Annotated in this window: 23 protein-coding genes and 1 tRNA gene; 7 read left to right on the top strand and 17 right to left on the bottom strand. The window is 68.2% G+C overall.

The features are described 5' to 3' along the window. Window positions 1-4: 4 nt before the first annotated feature. Window positions 5-979 carry a carbohydrate ABC transporter permease gene (locus DEJ00_RS12600; protein ID WP_228516654.1) on the bottom strand — a complete coding sequence of 325 codons (975 nt, stop codon included), beginning with the start codon at window positions 977-979 and terminating at the stop codon, window positions 5-7. A 201-nt stretch (window positions 980-1,180) separates the two neighbouring features. On the opposite strand from DEJ00_RS12600, the gene DEJ00_RS12595 reads away from it, so the two are divergent. Beyond that, window positions 1,181-2,446: a Gfo/Idh/MocA family protein gene (locus DEJ00_RS12595; protein ID WP_375537594.1), complete on the top strand. Its 1,266-nt coding sequence runs from the start codon at window positions 1,181-1,183 to the stop codon at window positions 2,444-2,446. 76 nt (window positions 2,447-2,522) lie between these two features. Beyond that, window positions 2,523-3,536 carry a LacI family DNA-binding transcriptional regulator gene (locus tag DEJ00_RS12590; RefSeq protein ID WP_258373676.1) on the top strand — a complete coding sequence of 338 codons (1,014 nt, stop codon included), beginning with the start codon at window positions 2,523-2,525 and terminating at the stop codon, window positions 3,534-3,536. Between the two features lie 56 nt (window positions 3,537-3,592). Here the strand turns inward: DEJ00_RS12590 and DEJ00_RS12585 are convergent, their stop codons facing one another. Together DEJ00_RS12585 and DEJ00_RS12580 are read right to left on the bottom strand one after the other, a co-directional pair. After that, on the bottom strand, window positions 3,593-4,102 hold the full coding sequence (locus tag DEJ00_RS12585; protein ID WP_146247963.1) for a hypothetical protein: 510 nt from the start codon (window positions 4,100-4,102) through the stop codon (window positions 3,593-3,595). Between the two features lie 14 nt (window positions 4,103-4,116). Next, window positions 4,117-4,578, bottom strand: coding sequence for a helix-turn-helix domain-containing protein (locus DEJ00_RS12580; protein ID WP_111057583.1), 462 nt, complete (start codon window positions 4,576-4,578; stop codon window positions 4,117-4,119). A gap of 84 nt (window positions 4,579-4,662) precedes the next feature. On the opposite strand from DEJ00_RS12580, the gene DEJ00_RS12575 reads away from it, so the two are divergent. Then, a complete protein-coding gene (locus DEJ00_RS12575; RefSeq protein WP_027466094.1) occupies window positions 4,663-5,358 on the top strand; it encodes an SDR family oxidoreductase in 696 nt (231 codons plus the stop codon). Window positions 5,359-5,375: 17 nt separating this feature from the next. Here the strand turns inward: DEJ00_RS12575 and DEJ00_RS12570 are convergent, their stop codons facing one another. The 10 genes from DEJ00_RS12570 to serS all read right to left on the bottom strand — a co-directional run bounded on the left by DEJ00_RS12570 (window position 5,376) and on the right by serS (window position 15,357). After that, window positions 5,376-5,939, bottom strand: coding sequence for a GrpB family protein (locus DEJ00_RS12570; protein ID WP_111057582.1), 564 nt, complete (start codon window positions 5,937-5,939; stop codon window positions 5,376-5,378). After that, entirely contained in the window at window positions 5,936-6,454 is a 519-nt protein-coding gene (locus DEJ00_RS12565) for a GNAT family N-acetyltransferase (RefSeq protein WP_258373675.1), read from the bottom strand. Before DEJ00_RS12565 ends, DEJ00_RS12570 begins: the two co-directional genes overlap by 4 nt. A 253-nt stretch (window positions 6,455-6,707) precedes the next feature. Beyond that, window positions 6,708-7,829 (bottom strand): hypothetical protein, encoded by a 1,122-nt coding sequence (locus tag DEJ00_RS12560; protein ID WP_111057580.1) that lies wholly within the window; start codon window positions 7,827-7,829, stop codon window positions 6,708-6,710. A 101-nt stretch (window positions 7,830-7,930) separates the two neighbouring features. Continuing rightward, window positions 7,931-9,112: a glycosyltransferase gene (locus tag DEJ00_RS12555; RefSeq protein ID WP_111057579.1), complete on the bottom strand. Its 1,182-nt coding sequence runs from the start codon at window positions 9,110-9,112 to the stop codon at window positions 7,931-7,933. After that, window positions 9,109-9,618 (bottom strand): NUDIX hydrolase, encoded by a 510-nt coding sequence (locus DEJ00_RS12550; RefSeq protein ID WP_139179084.1) that lies wholly within the window; start codon window positions 9,616-9,618, stop codon window positions 9,109-9,111. Before DEJ00_RS12550 ends, DEJ00_RS12555 begins: the two co-directional genes overlap by 4 nt. Next, entirely contained in the window at window positions 9,615-10,763 is a 1,149-nt protein-coding gene (locus DEJ00_RS12545) for a DegT/DnrJ/EryC1/StrS aminotransferase family protein (protein ID WP_111057578.1), read from the bottom strand. Before DEJ00_RS12545 ends, DEJ00_RS12550 begins: the two co-directional genes overlap by 4 nt. Beyond that, entirely contained in the window at window positions 10,744-11,736 is a 993-nt protein-coding gene (locus tag DEJ00_RS12540; RefSeq protein WP_181440180.1) for a Gfo/Idh/MocA family protein, read from the bottom strand. Before DEJ00_RS12540 ends, DEJ00_RS12545 begins: the two co-directional genes overlap by 20 nt. Window positions 11,737-13,063: 1,327 nt before the next feature. Further along, a tRNA-Ser gene (locus DEJ00_RS12535) sits at window positions 13,064-13,148 on the bottom strand. 83 nt (window positions 13,149-13,231) lie between these two features. Continuing rightward, on the bottom strand, window positions 13,232-14,095 hold the full coding sequence (locus DEJ00_RS12530) for an HAD family hydrolase (protein ID WP_083404355.1): 864 nt from the start codon (window positions 14,093-14,095) through the stop codon (window positions 13,232-13,234). Beyond that, window positions 14,092-15,357, bottom strand: coding sequence for a serine--tRNA ligase (gene serS / locus DEJ00_RS12525; protein ID WP_027466078.1), 1,266 nt, complete (start codon window positions 15,355-15,357; stop codon window positions 14,092-14,094). The genes DEJ00_RS12530 and serS overlap by 4 nt, the downstream gene beginning before the upstream one ends. 55 nt (window positions 15,358-15,412) lie before the next feature. On the opposite strand from serS, the gene DEJ00_RS12520 reads away from it, so the two are divergent. Further along, the gene (locus DEJ00_RS12520; protein WP_111057577.1) at window positions 15,413-16,483 is read left to right on the top strand and encodes a diacylglycerol kinase family protein; all 1,071 of its coding nucleotides are present in this window, start codon (window positions 15,413-15,415) and stop codon (window positions 16,481-16,483) included. A gap of 169 nt (window positions 16,484-16,652) precedes the next feature. Here the strand turns inward: DEJ00_RS12520 and pheA are convergent, their stop codons facing one another. Genes pheA through DEJ00_RS12500 form a run of 4 tightly spaced genes read right to left on the bottom strand, consistent with a single transcriptional unit; the run spans window position 16,653 to window position 20,102 of the window. Next, on the bottom strand, window positions 16,653-17,609 hold the full coding sequence (gene pheA / locus DEJ00_RS12515; RefSeq protein ID WP_071406510.1) for a prephenate dehydratase: 957 nt from the start codon (window positions 17,607-17,609) through the stop codon (window positions 16,653-16,655). A 39-nt stretch (window positions 17,610-17,648) separates the two neighbouring features. Beyond that, window positions 17,649-18,194: a MarR family winged helix-turn-helix transcriptional regulator gene (locus DEJ00_RS12510; protein ID WP_027466075.1), complete on the bottom strand. Its 546-nt coding sequence runs from the start codon at window positions 18,192-18,194 to the stop codon at window positions 17,649-17,651. Window positions 18,195-18,222: 28 nt separating this feature from the next. Beyond that, entirely contained in the window at window positions 18,223-18,720 is a 498-nt protein-coding gene (locus tag DEJ00_RS12505; RefSeq protein WP_111057576.1) for a hypothetical protein, read from the bottom strand. Continuing rightward, window positions 18,717-20,102: a molybdopterin-dependent oxidoreductase gene (locus DEJ00_RS12500; protein ID WP_111057575.1), complete on the bottom strand. Its 1,386-nt coding sequence runs from the start codon at window positions 20,100-20,102 to the stop codon at window positions 18,717-18,719. Before DEJ00_RS12500 ends, DEJ00_RS12505 begins: the two co-directional genes overlap by 4 nt. Before the next feature lie 87 nt (window positions 20,103-20,189). On the opposite strand from DEJ00_RS12500, the gene DEJ00_RS12495 reads away from it, so the two are divergent. The 3 genes from DEJ00_RS12495 to DEJ00_RS12485 are packed head-to-tail and all read left to right on the top strand — an operon-like array spanning window position 20,190 to window position 22,939. Continuing rightward, a complete protein-coding gene (locus DEJ00_RS12495) occupies window positions 20,190-21,629 on the top strand; it encodes a glycosyltransferase 87 family protein (protein WP_051596835.1) in 1,440 nt (479 codons plus the stop codon). A gap of 5 nt (window positions 21,630-21,634) precedes the next feature. Continuing rightward, complete coding sequence (moaA, locus tag DEJ00_RS12490; RefSeq protein WP_111057574.1) at window positions 21,635-22,687, top strand: GTP 3',8-cyclase MoaA; 1,053 nt, start codon at window positions 21,635-21,637, stop codon at window positions 22,685-22,687. A 3-nt stretch (window positions 22,688-22,690) separates the two neighbouring features. Continuing rightward, entirely contained in the window at window positions 22,691-22,939 is a 249-nt protein-coding gene (locus DEJ00_RS12485) for a MoaD/ThiS family protein (RefSeq protein ID WP_111057573.1), read from the top strand. Window positions 22,940-23,574 lie beyond the last annotated feature (635 nt).

The raw sequence follows: 23,574 nt of genomic DNA, 5'->3' as shown, positions 1-23,574 counted from the left end.
CCGTTCAGTCCAGGTCGGACTCACCCGAGCGGGTGAGTCGGTACTGGATGATCGTGATGATGCTGAGGACGATGAGGAGCGCGACCGAGACCGCGGACGCGTAGCCGAACTGGAACCGGCCGAACGCCAGGTTGTAGATGTAGTTCTGCACGACGTTCGTGGCGTTCGCGGGGCCGCCCTGCGTGGTGACGGCGACGGTGTCGAACACCTGGAACGACCCGATCACGGTGATGATCAGCACCAGGGACAGGATCGGGCGGAGCAGCGGCACCGTGATGCGCCAGAACATCTTCCACTCGCTCGCACCGTCGATGCGTCCGGCCTCGTACACGGTCTCGGGCAGCGACTGCAGGCCGGCGAAGATGAGCAGCGCCGTGTAGCCGACGTGCCGCCAGACGTTGATGAGCGCGATCGAGGGGATGCCCCAGACGTCGCTCTGCAGGAACGGGATGCGATCGAGCCCGAGTGCGGCGAGCATCTCGTTGCCGATGCCGAGCTGGGTGTCGAGGATCCAGAGCCAGACGAGGGCGGCGACGACGTTCGACACCAGGTACGGCGCGAGCACGATGCCGCGCACGAAGGTCGACTTGGTCAGGCGGTGCATCATCACGGCGATGAACAGCGCGACGACGGTCTGGATGACGATGTTGATGAGCACGTACTCGACGGTCACCACCATCGAGTGCCAGAAGATCGAGTCCTGCACCAGGCGGGCGTAGTTCTGCAGGCCGGTGAACTCGGGCTCGGTGAGCAGGTTGTACGAGGTGAAGCTCAGGTAGATGCCCCGCACGGTCGGCCAGGCGAGGAACACCGCGAACCCGACGGCTGCCGGGGCGATGAAGACGAGCGCGAGCCACAGGTCGTTCCTGGGGCGGCGCCGTGGTGCGGTGGTGCGGGCACGGGCGAGGTCGGCGGACCGACTCCTCCGTCTCGTGCTGGCGGTCGTCAAGGGTGACGACACAGGGCTCTCGGTTGCCATCGCGACTCCTTCGTCTGCGGTGGACTGACGTGCAGCAGTCCGTGAGCCGGGAATCTACACGTGGGGACCACCGCTGGCAAGAGTGGGTTTCCGGGCCGTGGACAGGGGTTGTCACGTGTAGACAACGTGTGTCAGGATGGCGCTCGATCGCATCGGAGCGACCCGCTCGGCGACGCATCCCACACCCTGGAAAGGTCACTGATGATCTCTGTCGGAATGGTCGGCGCGGGCCAGTTCGCCCCCCAGTTCGCCAAGCTGTTCAAGCTCCACCCCGACGTCGACCGGGTCTACGTCACCGACCTCGTCGGCGAGCGCGCGTCCGAACTCGTCGAGACCCAGCACCTCGACGGCACGTTCCCGGACTTCGACGCCGTCCTCGCCTCGGACGTCGACGCCGTCGCGATCTTCACGCAGCGCTGGACCCACGGTCCGCTCGTGGTCAAGGCCCTGCGCGCCGGCAAGCACGTGTACTCCGCCGTGCCGATGGCGATCTCCGTCGACGAGATCCGCGACATCATCCAGGCGGTCCGCGAGACCGGCCTGACCTACATGATGGGCGAGACGAGCTACTACAACCCCGCGACCGTGTTCGCCCGCAAGCAGGTCACCGCCGGTGCATTCGGCCGGGTGTTCTACGCCGAGGGTGACTACGTGCACGACATGGACCTCGGCTTCTACGCCGCGTACCAGTACAGCGGCGGCGACGAGTGGAAGCGCACCGCCAGCTACCCGCCCATGCTCTACCCGACGCACTCGGTCGGTGGGGTCCTCGGCGCGATCCCCGGGCACGCGGTCAGCGTCAGCTGCATCGGCGTGAAGGACGACCGCGGTGACGGCGTCTTCGACAAGGACGTCAGTCAGTTCGACAACGACTTCTCGAACGCCACCGCCCTGTTCGAGCTCGACAACGGCGGGGTCATGCGCATCAACGAGATGCGTCGCGTCGGCTACCCGTCGCACATCCGCGAGTCACGGTTCCGGTACTTCGGCACCGAGGCCAGCTTCGAGCAGCTCGCGAAGACCAGCGTCTGGCAGGACAAGGAGGACTCGTACGACATCAGCGACAAGATCGACACCCAGGCGACGATGTCCCTCGACGACCCGCGCCTGGCCGACGTCGACCCCTCGCTGCGCGACGCGTTCGTCTCCGGCTACGCCGAGGTGCACGACACCGACCGTCTGCCCGCCGAGTACGACGGTGTGCCGACCGGACACGAGGGCAGCCACCAGTTCCTCGCCGACGACTTCGTCCGTGCCGTGGTCGACCGAACCCTGCCGCCCGTGAACGCCTGGACCGCCGCACGCTTCACCCTGCCGGGCATCATCGCCCACCAGTCCGCGCTGCAGGGCGGCGCCCGCCTCGAGGTGCCGGACTTCGGTGACGCACCGGAGACGACGAGCACTGCGACGACGAGCGCACCGACGACGGCCGGAGCCGCACCGTCGGCTACGATCGCGTCCGAGTAACACGTGTCGTTCGGGTGCCGGTCCGTCGTGGGCCGGCACCCGAACGACGCTCCCGGACCCGACGAAGGTGGCACCCGTGACCGTCCCGACGAACCCCAGGGCGGTCACCCGTGCGGACGTCGCCCGCTACGCCGGGGTCAGCACCTCCGTCGTCAGCTACGTCGTGCACGACGGACCGCGCCCCGTCGCCGCCGCCACCGCCGCCCGGGTGCGCGAGGCCATCCGGGTCCTCGGCTACCGCCCGAACGCGAGCGCCCAGGCCCTGCGCACCGGCTCGTCGAAGATGCTCGGCCTGATCGTGCCCGAACTCGACAACCCGTTCTGGTCCGAGCTCGCCGTCGCCGTCACCCACGCCGCCGCTGCACGCGGCTACGACGTCCTGCTCGCCAACAGCGACGGCGACGCCGCGCAGGAACGCGAACGGCTCCGCAGCCTGTCCGCCCGCCAGGTCGACGGCATCATCGTGACGAGCATCATGACCCACCCGGACCTGTCGACCGTCACCGACCCCGGTCTGCCGATGGTCCTGCTCAACACGTTCTTCGAGGTCCCCGAGTACGCCAGCATCGGCGTCGACGCCCTGCGCGGCGCCCTCGACGGCACGCAGCACCTGGTCGAGCACGGCTACCGCTCGATCGGCCTCGTGATGGGGCACACGGGCTCGATGGAGCTCCGCGAGCAGGGCTGGATGCGCGCTCTGCGCCAGGCCGGCCTGCCCGACGGCCCCATCGTCCGCACCGACTTCACCCGGCGCGGAGGCTACGAAGCCGGCCTCCGCATGTTCGCCGACGAGACCGGCCCCCGAGCCGTCTTCGTCAGCTCCGATATGCAGGCGATCGGCGTGATGCGCGCACTGTGGGAACTCGGTCTGCGCGTCCCCGAGGACGTCGCGATCGTGTCGTTCGACGGCGCGGCCGAGGCGGACTACACGAACCCGCAGCTCACCACGGTCCAGCAGCCGATCGAGACGATGGCGGTCGCCGCGGTCGACCGCGTGCTCGGCCTCGACGCCGACAACCAGTGGCACCGCGACCTGGTCCCCGCCGAGTTGGTCCTCGGCGCGAGCTGCGGGTGCGACGTGCGTCGCTGACGCACCCACCGACAGTCTGGAGGCGCGGGGCGGGGCCGCCACGGGCCTCCTGGCCGTCAGCTGGTCGCGTTCACCGACATGCTGCTCCGCACTCGCTTCCACCATGGCCTGCGTTCCGCCTCCTCGTAGGCGGCCAGCCATACGGCAGCGACCCTCGACTTCAGCTGCCGAACGATGGCGCTCAGGAAACAAACCACGAAGAGAATCACGGTCGCGGTGACGATCGCCACGTAGAACACGATGCTGAACTCAAAGGCGGTTTCGGAATCCGATGCCGCAATCGATGAGATGACCGATGCTGCCGTCGTCGCCAAGACTGCGAACATCGCCGTCCCCGCCCCAAGCAGCTGCAGGAACATGCCCGGACCGAGCTGAGACCGATCTCGCAATTCTCCGAGGACCTTCTGCCGCAGATCCGCGTCGTTCGCTGCCTGCAAGTACGCGATGACGTCGGCCTCGGTTGGTACGCGCCCGTTCGTCCGTTTGGGCATGAACCGCTCCCAGCGTTCCTGCTCGGACTCGGTCTCGATTCGATCTCGTTCTCTCACATCGATGACTATCGGCATCACACACATCCACGTCACGAAGCTGGTGCGTCCTCCATGACGGCGCGGAGGCGCGCGGTCGGGATGCGCTGCTGCGCATCCACCGTCACGGCGGCGGCCTCGACCGCCTCGCCGGTCTCGGCGTCAACGAAGCGCAGGTCCGACGCCCGCTCGGACGGGCGGTGCCGGTCGGCCCAGCCGCCGAGGGCGAGCAGCACGAGCGACAGGTCGCGGCCGGCGTCGGTCAGGACGTACTCCTCGCGGGCACGTGCCCCCTCGGGCTTGTAGGTCGTGCGCTCGAGCACTCCCCCGTCGACGAGTGAGGCCAAGCGTGCGGTCAGGACCTCGCGCGGGATGCCGAGGCTCTGTTGGAACTGGCTGAAGCGGGTCGAGCCGCCGACGGCGTCGCGGACGATCATGAGCGTCCACTTCTCGCCGAGGACGTCGAGGGAGCGTGCGATGGGGCAGCGCTCGTCGCCGCCGAGGATGCCGAGCATGTGTTCATCCTAGCTGGGTTCGATTTCCGGACACAACGTGCTAGGTTCGGATTCCGTACTCAACTTCTCTCGTCTGGAGCACTCATGACCGACCTCACCAACGCCGTCGTCCTCGTCACCGGAGCGAACGGCGGCCTCGGCGCCGAGTTCGTCCGCCAGGCCCTGGAGCGTGGCGCCACCAAGGTCTACGCGACCGCCCGCAACCCGCGCACCTGGGACGACGAGCGCATCGTCCCGCTCGCCCTCGACGTCACGAGCCAGGAGAGCGTCGACGCCGCGGCCCGCACCGCAGCCGACGTGACCATCGTCGTGAACAACGCCGGGATCGCCGGCTCCGACCCGCTCGTCGACGTCTCCGTCGAGGAGGTCGAGCGTATCTTCGCCACCAACGTCTTCGGTGCGCTCCGCGTCGCCAAGGCCTTCGCCCCCTCGATCGCCAACGGCGCGTTGATCGACGTGCACTCCGCCCTGAGCTGGGTCGCCCTCGCCGGCGCGTACTCGGCGTCGAAGGCCGCGTTCTGGTCGATCACGAACTCCCTGCGCCTCGAGCTCGCCCCCCAGGGCACCCAGGTCGTCGGCGCCCACCTCGGTTACACCGACACCGGCATGATCGCCGACCTCGACGTCGAGAAGTCCGACCCCGCCGACATCGTCCGGTCGATCTGGGACGCCGTCGAGGCCGGCGAGCACGAGGTCCTCGCCGACCAGGTCAGCCGCGACGTCCGTGCCGGCCTGAGCGCCCCGCTCACCGCGCTCTACCCGATGCTCGCCAGCGCCTGAAGGCCGTCCCCGTCGGGTCAGCCGCCCGCGCCGCGGTCGGTGATCCGACGGTTCGTCGCGGTGATGGCGGCGCGCTCGTCGTCGGACAGGCCACCGGCGTGGAGGATCCGGCTCAGCACGTCGCTCTTCCGCTCGATGTAGTCGTCGATGTCCTCGGCCTCGGTGGCCGCCCGGCGTTTCACGGCGGCGTACTCGTCGCGGAGCGCCGGGTCGGCACGCAGCACGTCGCGGACGCCCAGGTGGTTCCGCAGCGCGAGCGACCCGGCTGCGACGACGTAGGTGTTCGTCGGGGCGAAGCGCGCCGGAGCCCGGAACGCCTGCCGCCCCGGAACCCCCAGGTCACCACGCGGCGCGAACCCGATCGTCGCCATCGCCGCCACCGCGGCCGGCACGTCATCGGTGTCCACCACGACGTCGACGTCGAGCACGGGCTTCGCCGCCAGGCCCGGCACGGACGTGCTGCCCACGTGCTCGATGCTCCGGAACGGCACGTCGGCGTCGTCGAGTGCGGCGGCGTACGCATCGTGCAGCTGCCGGAACCGCTCGGGCCAGGCAGGTCGGTACTCGACGACCTCGATCACGGGGCCGGCGTCGGCGCGAGGAGCTGGAACATGACGTGGTCGCGCCAGACCCCGTCGATCTTGATGTACTCCGGCGCGAAGCCGTAGCGGGTGAAGCCGGCAGACTCGAGTGCGCGCTGCGAGCCGACGTTCTCGGGCAGCGTCTCGGCCTGCACGCGGTGCAGGCGGAGCACGTCGAACGCGTGGGCCGCAGCGGCGCGGACGGCGCGGGATGCGTGGCCCTGGCGCGTGCGGTCAGAGCGGATCCAGTAGCCCATCGCGCACGACTGCAGCGCACCGCGGGCGACACCGCTCAGCGTGATCCGGCCGAGGAGTTCCCCGTCGGTCGACTCGATGACGAACGGCACCGCGTTGCCGGCCCGCTGCGCGGCGAGGGCCTGCGTGATGACGTCCCGCTGCCCGGACTCCGTGTAGTACGACGGCGCTCGGGCCGGTTCCCACGGACGCAGGAACTCGGCGTTCTCGGTGATGACCGCAGCCAGGACGGCCGCGTCGTCGAGGCGGAGTGGGCGCAACCGTGTGTCCATCGCGGAGGTTCACCAATCGGTCTGTGCAGAGAGATCCCGCCAGTCGGCGTCATCCCCTGTGGGGACTGCATCCGGACGACAGCGAGGTGTGCGTTACATCACGGTAGCGGCAAGGGCTCTGTGGCACGGCGGTCCTCTGAGCCCGCTTACGTGCTCGACGACCTCCGATCGGTCCGCCTCCAGGTGAGTTCTTGAAGGCATCGTGGATCCCCCAGGTGATCGAGGTCTCCTCACTCTTGATTCAGCTCACACTGCCGAAGACCGACCTCGATGCGCCAGATCTCGAGTGCACCACCCAGCCGAGCGCGGCCGCTCCAAACGACATCGCCGCAGCTAGCCAGAAGATTGCCGGGGAGTACCCCGGCACCACGAGCGGCAACAATGCGCCGAGAACCGTCCCCACCTGCGTCACCGCCATGTACGCGCTCGCCCCAGCCCCCGCATCCGACCCTCGAACGTCAGAGAGCAGCAACAGGCCGACACTCTGGAATCCGGCTCCGACGAATGAGTAGAGAGCTTGCACGATGAAGAGTGCCCAGATGCCGGTCGATGAGGCCATCAGGACGAACACGGCGATGGAAACGCTAGCGACGACGACGGAGGCGAGAGCAGATCCCTGCCGTCGCATAAGCATGCCGAGAATCGGCAGCATCGCAAACTCCAGCAGTGACCCGACCATGAAACTCGCCGAGATCAGTGACGGCTCGATACCACCGGAAGCCGCAACCAAAGGAAGGTAGAGCCCTCGAAGAGTGTCCACCGACTTGAGTAGAGCGACAACGACCAGCGCGGCGCAGACCACCAATGCTGGCGGACGCCGAAGCGGTGAGCGCGTCGCCTCCCACAAAGCCCTAGGCGACGGAGCCACCTTGCCTCGAAACACTGAGGACACCGGTCCGGTCAGGCACAGGCTCGCGACGAGTGCCGCTACGAGAAGAGGGTCCAGGTGCAGCGCTACACAGACGCTGTACAGGAGGAGACCGGCGATGTAGCCCGCGATGAGCACTCGCCTGAACCGCAGGACCATCGTCGTCGTGATCTCTCCACCCAGGGCAGTTCCAGCTCGCCCGAAGATCTGGGGCACGACCGCACTCACGCAGAGCATGAGCACTCCGCCGGTGTAGAGGACCTCAGGCTGGTCCGCCGAGCGCGCCACGAGGAGAGTCCCGACCGGCACACAGCAGAGCGTTCCGATCAACGCCAGCCGCGGGTACCCCGCCCGGCGGATCCTCGGGACGAGCACAGTGTTGTAGAACACTGCCACGAACGCATTGGACACGAAGAACACGGCTATGGCGGCCTTCGAGAGGCCTGCACTGTTCAAGGCGAGTGGGAGTCCGACGGCCGTGAGCCCTCCGAACATCGCGTTGAAGAGCAGAACCAGTTCGTAGGGCCGAGATCCCGGGCGACCCGATGGGCTTGGCGCAGGTGCCTGCTCGTGACCTTGTTCCCCCTCTCCGCGCCTCATCGGCTACCTGTCCGATCGACTCGATGAGCGAGTCGTGAGGCCTCCGCGGTCACGAATTCAGACCAATGGGCAAGGAGTGGTCTGAACCGCTGCGTTATGACTGCCCGATCGAATTGACCTTCGTTGAAGAGAGTCGCCATGCCGAGAGACGAGACGAGACCGGGGTCGTGCTCCGAACGGCTGCGGTGGACGCATGGGTCGAGGACCACGTCGTCAGCGCCAATCGGAATCTCCGGGACACCGAAGTAGACAATCCGCTCCGGGCCGGGCTCCGTGCGTCGTAACGGAGCGCACGGCGTCATCCGTCGAAGCTCCGCTTCGAGGAGCTCGCCTTCGACTTGCTCGCTCCGGGCCGAGGGACGGACTGCGCGGTAGAACTCCACCCACACATCGTCGTACTTCCGTTGCATCGCCCGGAGATTGCTATCGTTCTCGGCCGCCTTTTGCGTCGAGCTCAGATCAGCGACTTCAGGAATCTCCAAAGCCCAGGCCGCCCGTTCCCACCTGACCTGACATCCGGAGGCAAGAAGACGGTATCCGAGATCGATGTCCTCGACTCCATAGCTCCTGAAGTTCTCGTCAAATCCGCCGACATCGGAGAAGGCGGTCGCAGCCACCGCTACGTTACGGCCCCAGAACAAGCGCCACGGCATCATGATTTCGGCAGGGTGAACTGCGGCTGCGAGGGCCAGCTCTCGGTAGTCCGCAACGCCGGGGATACCGAAGAAGCGATGCGGCTGGAAGTCGGCGCCAGCGTCGCAGAAGACCCTTGCGACGTAGGAGGCGTACGGCGGCGCGACGTCATACCCGTACGTTGGCCCCATCGCAACGAAGTCAACCGACGATGCTCGCTCTGCTGCTGCAAGGTATGTCTCCACCAACCGCGGTCCGGGCAACGTCCCGCAGTCAAGGAACACGAGGAGCGCGCCGCTCGCTGCGCTCGCCCCCAGGTTCCGTGCCGCCGCCAGTCGAAATCCGTCACGCTCCTGCCGAACGTGCGTCATCGGGAACGAGAACGTCCCCTCGACTTCATCAACAACGGGGTGTTTTGAACCATCGTCAGCCACGACGACCTCGAACGAAGACGACGTCTGCCTGTCGAGTGCCTCGAGTGTCTGGGAGAGTTCCCTCGATCGGTTGAAGGTCGGGATGACGACCGACACCTCGGTGCGCGTCATCCCGCTTCCTCGTCCATGAATCTCTTCGCGAATGCCCTGGTGGCATCGAAGACGTCCATCTGTTCGAGGATCTCGGCGCGCGTGAACCAGCCGCACGCTTCCACCTCTGCAAGGTCGACGGTGGTCGTCAAACCCGCGCCTTCTCTCACGGACAACCGAAAGATGTGATCGATGTGAATATGCGGTTTCCCGATTCGAGAGTCGCCGTGTCCGATGAACTGCGCGGATACCGCGATCGGTGCGGGCAGTTGCACGTCAATAACACCTCCGAGTTGCAGGTCCCACTGGACTGCGGGGTGAATTGCTTCGACCCCGGTCTCCTCAAGAACCTCACGGAGGACTGCGTCGTGTGCAAGTTCGCCGTCCTCGACGTGCCCTCCCGGAGGTAACCACCGCCGCAGCTTGCGGTGGGCGACGAGCAACAGCCGCACCTGGTCCGGCGTGGTCACGTATCCGGAAGCAGTGTCGTGACGCTGGTAGTCGTACATTCCCTCAATCACGCTCACGCTGACGTTCCCATCGTCTCCTCAATCGCGCGCTCGATCCGGCCGAGGTCCGACTCGGTCAACCCCTCATGCGTTGGGAGGGTCACAAACTCGGCCAGAGCTCGTTCCGCATTCGGCGTGTCAGCGGATCTGTACTCCGCGAAGAGCGGCATGCGGTTCAGCGGTACGCCTCCGAATCGGAAGATGTCTGACACGATGCCTCGACTGTGCAGGACACGGCCAACGCCCGTGGCGTCGGAACCACGGGGCCCCTCGACCACCAACGAGTAGTGATTCGGCGTTCCCGACTCGACAGGCCGTGGTCGGTAGTCGTGGCGCAAACGACGAACTGCCTCAGCGAGACGTGCCGCGTTCGCCGTCCTTGCCGCTATCTTGCGGTCGAGCTTCAGCAATTGCTGCCTTCCCAGAGCCGCCGCGATCGCTGATGTTCTGAAGTTCAGCCCGAATGCGTGCCCGTAGGTCCCCGCCAGAGCCGCAAGAGACGGATGGGCAGGGTCGATCTTCCCGAAGTCACGGATCTCCCGGACTCGACGCGCGAGGTCGACGTCGTCTGTAAGGATGAAGCCTCCTACTCCGGTGGACACCATTTTTCGCTCCTGAGTGCTGAAGAAACTGGCATGGCTGGTGCGGCCGGCCAGTCGCCCGTTCCCCTCAACGGTCCCGTGCGCGTGCGAAGCGTCTTCGATCACTGGAATCGCCCAGTCAGAAGCAAGGCTTTGCACCTCTTCGACGTTCGTCGGATATCCCCACATCGGCACCGTGACAATCAGCCGAGTGCGGGCGGAACGCGCGAGCTCGAGGCCCCGCAGGTCTAGGCCGAACGTCGTCGCAGCGATATCCACGAACACCGGGCACGCCCCCGAAGCGATGATCGGAAGCACCGTCATCACCGGAGCAGTCGGTGGAAGAATCACCTCGTCACCCGGGCCGATGCCGTACGCATAGAGCAGGACTTGCAATGCCGCCGTACCGCTCGAGACAGCAAGCGCGAACGCCGATCCGAAGTACTCAGCGAGCTCGGTCTCATAGACTCGAACCAGGGGCGAGGTTCCCGAGAGCGCTCCTGACTGTACGGCCGCCACGACTGCCGACACGTCTCGCTCATCGATGTCGATGTTCCGGTTCTCAAGCAGCTTCAAGGACATTCGCCGCCTCCATCCTGTCCATCAACTCGTACATCGGCAAACAGGCAGCCAAAGTCGGAGCCATTTGAGCATGCGAGGTTTTGTCGTTCAGAAAAGATTCGAACTGCAGAGTGAAGCCATTGCGCCTGTGACCGGTCGACACCGGACTCGGTCGCCAGCTGCTTCGCCACCACTTCGGGCCGACCCCGAGAGGATGAGTGACTCCTTGAGTCGATATCTCGATCTCCAGCAGCGAGTTGATCGTGATCATCGAACCGTTGTCAGAGATTGCTTGGAGACTCCAATCGAAGAACGGAGCGGACGACGAGGCGACCAATTCAAAGGTGAAGGGGTTTCCAGATCGTCGGCTCACGAACTGTTTGTTGAGTGACATGAGTACCCCAACCTGACTGTCGTACGCAGTGAAATGCTCGTCATCACTCGCAGGCTCACCAGCCTCGAAGACGACACCCAACGCATGGATAACTTGTGATAGAAGAAAATCCCGGCGGTGATTGTTCTGCAACCAAAGCGGCTGGTCGGGTTTGTTGTTCAGATGGTTGATACGCATGTACGCCAGGTTGCCAAAGGCCGCGTCCTGCATGGCCTGGAGCGCTATCTGCACTGGCTCGGAGTAGCTGAAGTTGAGCCCCACCCGGGTAGGCGTGCCCGACGTGCGATTCAGCCGCAGGAGTTGTTGAAGGCCACTCGTCGTCAACGTAGGAGGCTTCTCGACGAACGTCGGGATCCCGCGCGGGATAGCCATTTCCAGAACACGCTGGTGCACTGTCGGAGTCGACGCGACGATCAGTGCATCCGGTGTAACTGAGCCGAGGAGCTCTTCAACTGATCCGAATTGAACTGCTTTCAACTTCTCCGCAGCTCGGGAGCGCGCGACCGGGTCGGTGTCACAGACCCAATCGATACGCACGTTCGGTATGGTCGCGAGGCTGGGCACGAGATTCGTCCAGGCCTGCTCACCAACCCCGATCACCGCAATTTTTTCATACTCGCCATTGAGTCCCCCTCGTGGTCAGTGAAGGTACCACAACGTACCCCCATCAGGGCACGCTAGCATGAGCTCCGGTTCGCATCGAATCAGTTCTCGACGAATCGAGGAACGGAGGGATTCCCTTGCGGGTGTTATTCTTCCCTTGGGGTGGCGGGAACGGGCACGTCGGCCGACTTCTGCATATCGCGCGTGAAGCAAACGAAGCCGGCCATTCGTGCGCGATGGCGGTCTCGACTCAGAAGCACGTCGATCTCGTCGCACGGTCCGGTGTGCATCCCGTCGTGTACCCAGAGGGTCTCATCTCGGCCGGTTACTGGGACCGCTGGACCGACCCGGCGTACTTTTCCTTGTCAGTCGAATGGGACGCGAGCACGCTGCGAGCGTTCAACGCAAACCTCGCGGTGCACGACGGTCGCCCATCAGTGGGATCGGCCGCGGCGCGGTTCGGCATACCCGTGACGTCCGTGCTCCAATCGCTGCATCTTCCCGGGCACCGGTACGCCGGGCGAGCGTCCGAGCAGATCTGGACAGACATGGCGGATTCACTCGGCGCAGGGCGACTCGTCGACGGCCGTGAACTCTTGGCAGTAGGCGGCGTTGGTGTTCCGAGTGTGCCGCAGATCGATCAGGTACCGAAGGGCTTCAGGGGGAAGGTCACGTACCTCGGACCGTTGACGGGTCGACAGACGCCTTCTGGTCCAACGTCGCCAGACGGCCATCGAACGCTCTTCTACGGCGTCGTTCCCGAGTCCGACGACGTGGACGCCTTTCTTGGCGCTTTCGCTGATCTGGGCCCGTCACTGTCCGTGGCGTGGGGGCGAACGCCCCCGACGCGGCTGGCGCGGACGTTACGTGCGATCGGTGTCGATTGCTTGGAGCTGGCCTCCGACGATGTACTTGCTTCGTGCGACAGCGTGGTCTTTCACGGCGGCCACGGCACAACTTTGCTGCTCCTTCAGTTCGGCCTCACCGGGGTTGTCCTGCCTGGGGGAAGCCCCGAGCGGTTGGCGAATGCGCACGCCCTCCGGCGCCTCGGGCTTGCTCAAATCATCGAGACCAGCGGTGAGACGTCGTGGGCGGCACACGATGCGGGCACCGTCCGACCCGATTGGCGGGGAGTCCGCGCTCGACTGGACTCGCTGCGCATCGATGAGTCAGCACGGGCAGCTGCTCATCGTTGGAGGAAGACGTTGGCAGGAGCTCCTACCGAGAGTCCATGGACCAAGGTGCAAGCAATCGCAGCGCAGCCGCGAACAGTGGTGGATCGCTAGCACGTTCTTGGGCCGTTCGGACTCCGAACGGCCCACCGCGGAGGGTGTGGGATTCGAACCCACGAGACATCTCTGCCCACCTGTTTTCAAGACAGGCTCCATCGGCCGCTCGGACAACCCTCCAGTGACGCGACCACGTGGCGAGACGTGATCGCGTCCCGGGAAGTCTACCCGGGCCTCCAGGCTGGGGTGCGCGCGAGCGTGGACTAGCGGGGCAGGGAGTCGAGCGCCGCTGCCAGGCCGTCGTCGGTGATGCCGCCGGTGAGCTCGTTGCCGGCGTCGACGACGTCGTCGGGAGCCTGGCCCATGACGACCCCGCGACCGGAGGTCGAGGCCCAGCGGAGCATGTCGATGTCGTTGCGGCCGTCGCCCGCGGCGAAGACGCGCGATCGCGGGATGTCGAGCCACTCGCGCACGCGCTCCATCGCGGTGGCCTTCGTCACGCCCTCGGGAGCGATGTCGAGCCACGACGTCCAGCCGACGGAGTACGAGACCTTGTGCAGACCCATCTGCTCGACGATCTGCAGGAAGTCCTCGGTGTCGTGGCCGGGCGAGATGACGACGACGCGAGTGGCCTCGACGCCGAGCAGCTGCTCGAACGGCACGTGCTCGCCCTCGACGGTCATGGTGTCGTCGGGGAAGTTGCCGGACAACAGGAAGTGACCGGTCTCGTCCTCGACGCCGAACGCCGCGTTCTCGAGCGCGCCGTGGATGGTCTGCAGCACCTCGGACGGGTCGAACCGCTCGACGTGTTCGCGCACGTAGGAGCCGTCGGCGCGGCGGGCCAGGATGAGCGCACCGTTCGCGCACACCAGGTACTTGGGCCGGATGCCGAGGGTCTCGAGCAGGGGCACGGTCATGCCCTCGCTGCGGCCGGTCGAGAGCATGACCTCGTGCCCGGCGGCCTCGGCGTCACGGACGGCGGCGACGACTGCCTCGGTGACGACACCGTCCTCACGCATGGTGGTGCCGTCGATGTCGAGCGCGACCAGCCAGCGCTTGGTGCGGGCGGGCGCGTCGCTGCCCGCGCCCTGCGAGGTGCCGTCCACGAACCGTCCCTGGGTGCTCATCGGGGCTCGATCACCTCGACGCCACCGAGGTAGGGGCGCAGGACCTCGGGCACGACGACGGAACCGTCGGCCTGCTGGTGCGTCTCGAGGATCGCGACGATCCAGCGGGTGGTGGCGAGGGTGCCGTTCAGGGTGGCGACCGGAGCGGTCTTGCCGCTCTCGGTGCGGTACCGGATGTCGAGACGGCGGGCCTGGAACGTCGTGCAGTTCGACGTCGAGGTGAGCTCGCGGAACGTGCCCTGCGTCGGGACCCACGCCTCGATGTCGTACTTCTTCGCCGCGCTCGTGCCGAGGTCGCCGGCGGCGACGTCGATCACGCGGTAGTGGAGCCCGAGGTCCTGGAGCATCTGCTCCTGGTGCGAGACGAGGCGCTCGTGCTCGGCCTCGGCCTGGTCCGGGTGGACGTAGGCGAACATCTCGAGCTTGTTGAACTGGTGCACGCGGAGGATGCCGCGGTTGTCCTTGCCCGCCGAACCGGCCTCGCGGCGGTAGCAGGTCGACCAGCCGGCGTAGCGGTGGGCCTGTCCTTCCTCGAGCGGCAGGATCTCGTCGGCGTGGAACCCGGCGAGGGCGACCTCGCTCGTGCCGGTCAGGTACAGGTCGTCGGCTTCGAGCCGGTAGACCTCGGCCGCGTGCTCACCGAGGAAGCCGGTGCCGGCCATCGTCTCGGGGCGGACGAGCGTCGGGGTGATGAGCGGCTCGAAGCCGGCGGCGATCGCACGGTCGAGGCCGAGCGACATCAGCGCGATCTCGAGCCGGGCGCCCATGCCGCGCAGGAAGTAGAAGCGCGATCCGGAGACCTTCACGCCACGCGGGATGTCGATGATGCCGAGGTGCTCGCCGAGGTCGGCGTGGTCCTTCGGCTCGAAGTCGAACTCGGGCTTGGTGCCGACGGTGCGGAGCGTGACGAAGTCGTCCTCGCCGCCCTCGGGCACCCCGGGGAGCACGACGTTCGGGATGCCGCGGACGACGGTGTTGAAGGTGTCCTCGGCCGCGGTCACGGTGGCCTGCGCCTCCTTCACCTTTGCGGCGAGGGCCTGGGCCTGCTGCACGAGCGCGGCCTTCTCGTCCTTCGGGGCCTTGGCGACGGTCTTGCCGAAGGCGTTCTGCTCGGCGCGGAGCGACTCGAACGAGGTGATCGCACTGCGGCGGGCGGAATCGGCGGCGACGGCTTCGTCGACGACGGCCACGGAGGCACCACGCGCCTGCTGTGAAGCCTTGATGACGTCCGGGTTGTCGCGAAGCAGCTGTGGATCGATCACCGCCCCATCCTAGACGGGGGCAACCGCACGCAGCCTCGATCGGTAGCGTGGACGTATGTCGACCCCTTCGGAGACCGCGCCCGCGGACCAGGACGCCCTCCCCACCGAGCAGCGGACGGCCGCGGTGGTCTACAACCCGGTCAAGGTCCACCTGCCGACCCTCCAGCGCACGGTCGCGGAACACCAGCAGCAGGCCGGCTGGGCCGAGACCCTGTGGTTCGAGACCTCGGAGGAAGACCCGGGCGGCGGCATGGCCCGCGCGGCGATCGAGGCCGGTGCCGACGTCGTCGCTGCGGCCGGCGGTGACGGCACGGTCCGTGCGGTTGCCGAGGTCGTGCACGAGTCTGGTTCGACCCTCGCGCTACTGCCGAGCGGCACCGGCAACCTGCTCGCCCGCAACATGAAGCTCCCCCTCGACGACCTGGCCGCGAGCGTCCGGACGATCTTCCACGGCGACGACCGCAAGATCGACTTCGGCATGCTCAAGATCGAGCGCCCCGGCGGCGAGCGCGAACGCTTCGGCTTCCTGGTGATGGCGGGCCTCGGGCTCGACGCCCGGATGCTCGTGAACACCCGCCCCGAGCTGAAGAAGAAGGTCGGCTGGCTCGCCTACGTCGACTCGCTGTTCCGTTCGGTGCGCGACGCCAACGCGTTCGAGTTCCGCTACCAGCTGGACGGCGACGGCAACCACTCGCTCCGGGCGCACTCGCTCATCGTCGGCAACTGCGGGATGCTCCAGGCCGGCGCGATCCTGCTGCCCGACGCCGAGATCGACGACGGGGTGTTCGACATCGCCGTGATGCGTCCCCGCGGGTTCTTCGGCTGGGTGCGGATCGGTGCCCGGGTGTTCTGGGAGAACGGGATCCTGCGGGCGTTCCGCCGGTCGAACCTGGGCAAGACCGCCGTCGGCAAGAAGATCGTGTCGCGTTCACGCGAGGAGCGCCCCCTGCGCTACCTGCGCGGGCAGGAGTTCACGGCGCGGCTCGAGCGGCCCGACGAGTTCGAGATCGACGGCGACCCGGTGGGCGAGGTCATCGCCTTCCGTTCGCGCATCGACCCGATGGGGCTCTCCGTGCGCGTGCCGGACCCGGCGGACGACCGCCACGGCTCGCGCCAGGTGCCCTGAGCCGACCCGATCGCTCGCTCCGTCGCTCCGTCGCTCCGTCGCTCCGTCGCTCCGTCGCTCCGTGCGAGGTTCCGTCGTCCGTGCGAGGGCCGCGGGCTCCCACCGACTACGGAACCTCGCACCACACGGCGTCACGGCACCGCGGAGCACCGCGGAGCGCCGCGCCGAGCTAGCGCGCCCCGGGCTCGCCCGACACGATCGCGCGCAGCCAGTCCCGCGCCTCGACGAACGCGGCGTCCGAGTAGCGCGCGGGCACCTCGGGGCGGGCACCGTCGGCACGCGGGTACGACCCGAGGAACGTCACGCGCGGGCTGAACCGACGCAGGCCGAGCAGCGCGTCCGCGACCCGCTCGTCGCGCACGTGCCCGTCGAGGTCGATGACGAACCGGTAGCGGCCGAGCTCGTCACCGATCGGGCGTGACGACAGCAGCCCCATGTTGATGCCCCGCGTCGCGAACTGCTCGAGCATGTCGACCAGGGCGCCGGGGTGGTCGGCGGGCAACTCGACGATGACGCTGGTCTTGTCGGCGCCGGTCGGCTCGGGCAGGGCGAGGGTCTTCGACACGAGCACGAACCGGGTGACCGCCGAGGCGTTGTCCCCGATGGACGATGCGAGCACGACGACGTCGTGGTGGTCCGTGATGCCGGGCGGCGCGACGGCGGCGTCGGCCGTGGGGTTCGCCTCGAGCAGGGCGAGCGCCGCGGCGACGTTCGACGACGCCGGGATGTGCCCGTGGCCGGGCAGGTTCGCCTCGAGCCAGTTGTGGGTCTGCGCGTAGGCGACCGGGTGTGCGTTCACGGTGCGGACGTCGGCCAGCGTCGTGCCGGGCCGGGCGACGAGCACGAAGTCGACGGGGACCAGGTACTCCCCCACGATCCGCACGCCGGGGATCCGGGCCAGGGCGTCCTGCGTGGCGCTGACTCCGCCGTCGACGCTGTTCTCGATCGCGATGACGGCCCCGATCGACCGGCCGGACATGACGTCGTCCAGGGCCTCACCGACGTTGTTGACGCTCCGCCAGGGCTTGCCGGCGGCGGCCTCGACGAGCTTCAGGGCCGCCTCGGTGAACGTGCCGGCGGGTCCGAGGTAGGAGTACGTGTCGGACGGCGCGGCGGGGTCGGTCATGCGGCGAGCCTATTGCAGGGACGCGGCGGCCAGGCGGCCTCAGTCCGTCGCCGCACCCGTCAGTCGCTGCTCGCAGATCGCGGTGTCGTCGTCCTCGCGCGGGTAGGTCAGCGCTGCGAAACGCCCCTCGGGGTCGAGCCGCGTCAGGAGCGACGCCGCGATGCCGTCGAGCTGCGCGACCTGCTCGTCGGAGAGCGCGTCGATGACCACCCGGCGGGCGGTGCGGACGTGGTCCGGAGCTGCCTCGACGATGGTGGCGTACCCGGCGTCGGTCAGGCGGACGTCGGTGGCGCGGCGGTCGGAGGTCGACGGGCACCGGGTCACGAGCCCGCGCTTCTCGAGGCGGGACACCACGTGCGACAGCCGCGGCAACGAGGCGTTCGTGGCCGAGGCGAGCGCCGACATCCGCAGGGTCCGGGTGTCGGTCTCGGAGAGCATCGCGATGACCATGTAGTCGAAGTGCGTCAGGTCGGCGTCGCGCTGCAGCTGCTGGTCGAGCGCCGCCGGCAGGAGTTCCATGACCGCGACGAGCTTCATCCACGCGCGCAGCTGCTCGCGGGTGAGCCACGGGGTCTCGTCGGTCATGACCTGATCATACCGAAAGGTTGTCCCTTTAACCAGTGGTGCGCACGGCGGACGAACCAGACGAACCGGACGAACCAGACGAACCGGACGAGCCAGACGAACCGGCAGCGCGACGCGACCGCACCACTCCGACCACGAGCACCACCACCACGACGACGAGCAGCGCCCCCTCGACGAGCAGCAGCCGCGTGCCGTAGTCGAACGGCAGCACGGTGGGGTTCTTCTGCCCGTGGTCCTTCGCAGCGATCTCCGGCAGGACCACCAGGGCGAGCACGCTGCCGAGCACGATCGCCGCCTGCACGACGACGAGCACCCAGGCCCGCAGCGAGCGTCCGGCCCGACGCAGCAGCAGCCCGGCACCGACCACGAACGGGGACAGGACCGCGTCGTGCAGCACCACCGCCGCGAGCAGCCACACCCCGAGCCCGCCGATGCGGTTCGGCTTGACTGACGTCACGAGCACGTACGCCCCGAACGCGATGACCAGCACGCCGATCACCACGAGCACGATCCGCGCGGCCTTCACCGGAGCACCTCGATCTTCTCGATCCACTTGGTCTGCAGCACGCCGGGCCGCCCGGGAGCGATGATCCGCGCCGGGAACCCGTGGTCCAGGTCGAGCGTCGCACCGTTCAGCTCGAGGGCGATGAGCGTCGTCGGGTCCTCGGCGTACTCCGGCCCCATGTCCATGATCCGGTAGCCGCCGTGCCGTTCCAGGCTCGTCACCCGCACGTGCGACCCCTGCGGCGCCTGCACGGCGTCGAGCAGGTCGCGCATCCGCACGCCCTTCCAGGTCGCCATCTGGCTCCACCCCTCGACGCACGAGATCGGCAGGTCGACCTGCGCGGTGCCGAGTGCGACGAGTTCCGCCCGGACGAACGTCCGGCTCACGTCGTGGCCGACGACGGTGAGCGTCCAGTCGGCGGCGGTCGCGCTGGCGAGCACACCGGCCGCACGCGCGGTCCGGTTCACCGGCAGTCCGTTCGCGCCGATGCCGCGGCCACGGGCGCCGAACACGTTGAACGGTTCCGCGAGCTTCGAGGACTGCCCCGCCGTGAGCGCGACGACACCGACGGTCGCCGCCGTCACGCCGGCGAAGAACCCGCGTCGGGCGATGCGCTGGCGTCGTCCGGTGGCTGCGTCCGGCGTCGGCCTGGAGGCCCGGCTCGGCTCCCCCACGTCGGCCGTCGGCTCGCCGGGACTCGGCTCCTCGGACACCTCGCGGGTCTCCGGCGCCGCGTCCGGTCCGGTGGGCCGGGACTCGGCGCCGCCGCCGGGAGCGGCGTCGACGCCGTCGATCCAGCGGAACACGCGGCCCAGCAGGCCGGGGGCGGTGGACCCGGTGGTCTCGGCGCCCGCAGCGTGCGGGGCGGACGCGGGACGAGCCTCCAGGCCGGGTGGGAGCAGCTCACTGCCGGACGCGGGGTCCGCGATGAACCGGCCGTGCGCGTCGTAGGAGTCGCGCTTCCGCCAGTAGCGGGCGATGACCGGCAGCTTGGCGGCGATGTGGATGGCCAGCGACCCGATGATCACGTAGGCCATCGCGTTGTGCACCTGGCGGAACGGGAACGGCCACGGGTACCACTGGTACGTGTTGAGCAGGCCGGTGACGACCTGGATGATCGACGCGGACACGAGCACCGCGATCGACAGCCGCTCGAGCAGGTGCAGCACGCCGCGCACCGGCGGCACCTGCACCAGGGCGGGCATGACGGTGTTGAGCTTGGCGAGCAGCAGCGGGATGATCGCGATCCCGGTCGTGATGTGCAGGCCCTGCGTGAACTGGTACAGCTGCGTCGGACGGGTCGGGAACCGCATCCAGCCGAGCGGTTCCTGCAGCAGGTGGCTGTAGATCCCGGTGCCGAAGCAGATCAGGAACGCGATGCCGAGCAGACGCCCGAGCACCACCGCCGAGCGGGCGTTGCGGTTGGGGGACGCCAGAGCTGCTCGTCCGTCGTGCAGCAGGCGCTGGAGGCCGGATAGCCTCGACGGACCATGAGCGACCGACTGCGTGCCTTCCGACCGTCCCTGGCCGACGGCACCGCCGTCCGGATCGGCACGGTGCTGGCCGTCGTGGGAGTACTCGCCCTGTCGGGCGTCATCGCCGTCGGCGTCACGCATCTGGGGTTCCTCCGATCGGGCCATCGTTCTGCATTCGTTGCGTGGACGCTGATCGCTTGGACCGTCTTCGTGATCGCCGTGCTCGCGGTGCGTTTCGTGCCCGTCCGGTGGATGACCACCATGGTCATCGGCGGAGCGGTGGTGATCGGCATCGCCGCGCTGGTCGGACCGCCGAACACGAGCACCGACTCCGCCCGGTACGCGTGGGACGGCATCGTCCAGCATGCCGGAGTCTCACCGTACGCGCACACCCCCCAGTCCGCGGCACTGTCCGGTCTCCGACCCGACTGGTTGTTCCCCGACAAGGTGGACGGCACGTGCGATCCGCTGAAGCCCCGGTTCCGTGGGCTCGGCGACGGCGCCGACGGGCACTGCACCGCGATCAACCGGCCGGACGTCACGACGATCTACCCGCCGATGGCGCAGCTGTGGTTCGCCGCGGTGCGGTTCTTCGTGCCGGCGACCGCGCAGTACCTGCCGTTCCAGGTCGCCGGGCTGCTCGTGTCGCTCGGTGTGACCGTCGGGCTCGTCCTGGTGCTCCGCCGCATCGGCCGTCCGACCTGGTGGGCGGCGCTCTGGGCCTGGTCGCCGCTCGTCGCGTCCGAGGCGGTCACCAACTCGCACGTCGACGTCGTCGGCGCCGCCCTCGCCACGGCCGGTGTCGTGCTCGTCGCCTTCGGCCGGCCGATCTGGGGCGGCATCGCGCTCGGGGCCGCGACCGCGACGAAGCTCATCCCGGCGATCGTGTACCCGCCGTTGCTCGGCCGCGGTCGGGCCTGGTGGGCGATCCCGATCGGCATCGCGGTGTTCGGGCTGCTCTACGTGCCCTACGTGCTGACGACCGGGCTCGACGTGCTCGGGTACCTGCCCGGCTACCTGAACGAGGAGGGCTACGAGGACGGCTCCCGGTTCGCGCTGGTGTCGCTCGTGGTCAAGGGCGACGCTGCGACCCTGGTGGTGGGGCTCCTGGTGCTGCTGGCGGCGTTCGTGGCGTGGCGGTTGTCCGACCCGGCGCGGCCGTGGTCGGGTGAGGTCCTGATGATCGGCGTGACGTTCCTCGCCGTCACGCCGCGCTACCCCTGGTACGCGCTGCTGCTCATCCCGTTCGTGGTGCTGTCCGGGCGGTGGGAGTGGTTGTCGATCGGCCTCGCCATCGCGCTGCGCGGGGTGTGGCCGTCGGCGGACGCCTACCGGTGGTGGTTGCTCGCGGCTGTGGTGGTCATCGTGGTCGTCACGCTCCTGCGCACGGAGCGGGCCGAGTGGCGGCGGTGGTGGGAGCGGCTGTCGTTCCGGCGTGTGGAACACGTACGCTGACGACCATGGCACCCGCGATCCTGCTCGGCACGACCGGCTCCGTGGACCCGGCTCCCGCCGGGCTCGTCGACCGCTTCGGGCGTCGCGCCGTCGACCTCCGGGTGTCGCTGACCGAGCGCTGCAACCTGCGCTGCACCTACTGCATGCCCGCGGCCGGACTGCCGTTCGCCCCCGACGAGGCCCTGATGACGGCGAGCGAGATCGAGCGCCTGGTCCGGATCGGCTCGTCGCGGTTCGGCGTCCGCAAGGTCCGGTTCACCGGCGGGGAGCCGATGCTCCGGCACGACCTGGTCGACGTGATCGCCCGGTGCGCCGCGCTGCCCGACGCACCGGAGCTGTCGCTCACCACGAACGCGATCGGCCTCGCCCACCGCGCCCAGGGCCTGTACGACGCCGGGCTGCGGCGCGTGAACGTGTCGCTCGACACCGTCGACCCCGACGTCTTCACCACCGTGACCCGCCGCCCGTTCCTCGACAAGGTGATCGCCGGACTGTCGGCCGCGCACGACGCCGGATTCGACATCAAGGTGAACGCGGTGCTGCTGCGCGGGATCAACGACGAGGCCGCCCCGGAGCTCCTCCGCTGGTGCCTGGAGCGTGGCTACGAGCTGCGGTTCATCGAGCAGATGCCCCTGGACCCCGACCACGCCTGGGACCGCACCTCGATGATCACCGCCGCCGAGATCCGCGCGCTGCTGGCGACGTCGTTCGTGCTCACTCCGGACGACGCCCCGCGCGACGGGGCCCCGGCCGAGCGGTACCGCGTGCACGACGCCGTGACCGGCGAGCCCCTCGGCACCGTCGGCATCATCGCGAGCATCACCGAGTCGTTCTGCGCCGACTGCACCCGCACCCGGCTGACCGCCGACGGGCACGTGCGCAGCTGCCTGTTCTCCGACGAGGAGACCGACGTGCTCGGGCCGATGCGCTCCGGGGCGGACGACGACCAGGTCACCGAGCTCTGGCGGCTCGCGATGTGGGCGAAGCCGCGCGACCACGGTGACGACAGCGACGAGCTCGTGCACCCGACACGCGGCATGAGTGCGATCGGCGGCTGAGGCGTGACCACGATCCGGTTCTTCGCCGCTGCCCGCGCTGCCGTGGGCGTCGACTCCCTGACCACGACGGACCCCACCATCGAGGCCGCCCTCGGCGCGATCGACGCGGCCGACGTGGCGGATCCTGCGCGCTGGAGTGCGTTGCAGGAGCGCTGCTCGTACCTGGTCGACGGCGTGACCACGCGTGACCGGGCGACGTCGCTCGACGGTGTCGAGGTCGTCGACGTCATGCCGCCCTTCGCCGGCGGCTGAGTTCGGCGGCTGAGTTCGGCGGCTGAGTTCGGCGGCTGAGCGGTACGCCCGTTCCTTCCCAGAACGCCCGTTCCTTCCCAGAACACCCGCGATACCTGGTGCTTCCGGGCGTACCTGGTGCGAACTTCCGACCAGGTACGCCCGATTCGACCAGGTACACCCGGAACGACCCGGCACGCCCGACCCGACCCCGTGCCCGCGCACCCCGCACCCGTTCCTTCCCAGAACACCCGCGATACCTGGTGCTTCCGGGCATACCGTGTCGGAACTTCCGACCAGGTACGCCCGATTCGACCAGGTACGCCCGGAACGACCCGGTACGCCCGACTCGACCCCGTGCCCGCGCACCCCGCACCCGTTCCTTCCCAGAACGCCCGCGATACCTGGTGCTTCCGGGCATACCGTGTCGGAACTTCCGACCAGGTACGCCCGATTCGACCAGGTACACCCGGAACGACCCGGCACGCCCGACCCGACTCGCCCCGACCCCGTGGCCGCGCACCCCGCGCCCGTTCCTTCCCAGAACGCGCGCTATACCTGGCGTTTCCGGGCATACCTGGTGCGAACTTCCGACCAGGTACGCCCGATTCGACCAGGTACGCCCGGAACGACCCGCCCGACCCGACCCCCCGCCC

Origin of the sequence: Curtobacterium sp. MCLR17_039, from assembly GCF_003234745.1 — a bacterium.
Lineage (GTDB): Bacteria > Actinomycetota > Actinomycetes > Actinomycetales > Microbacteriaceae > Curtobacterium > Curtobacterium flaccumfaciens.
This window is presented reverse-complemented; position numbering and strand designations above follow the sequence as displayed.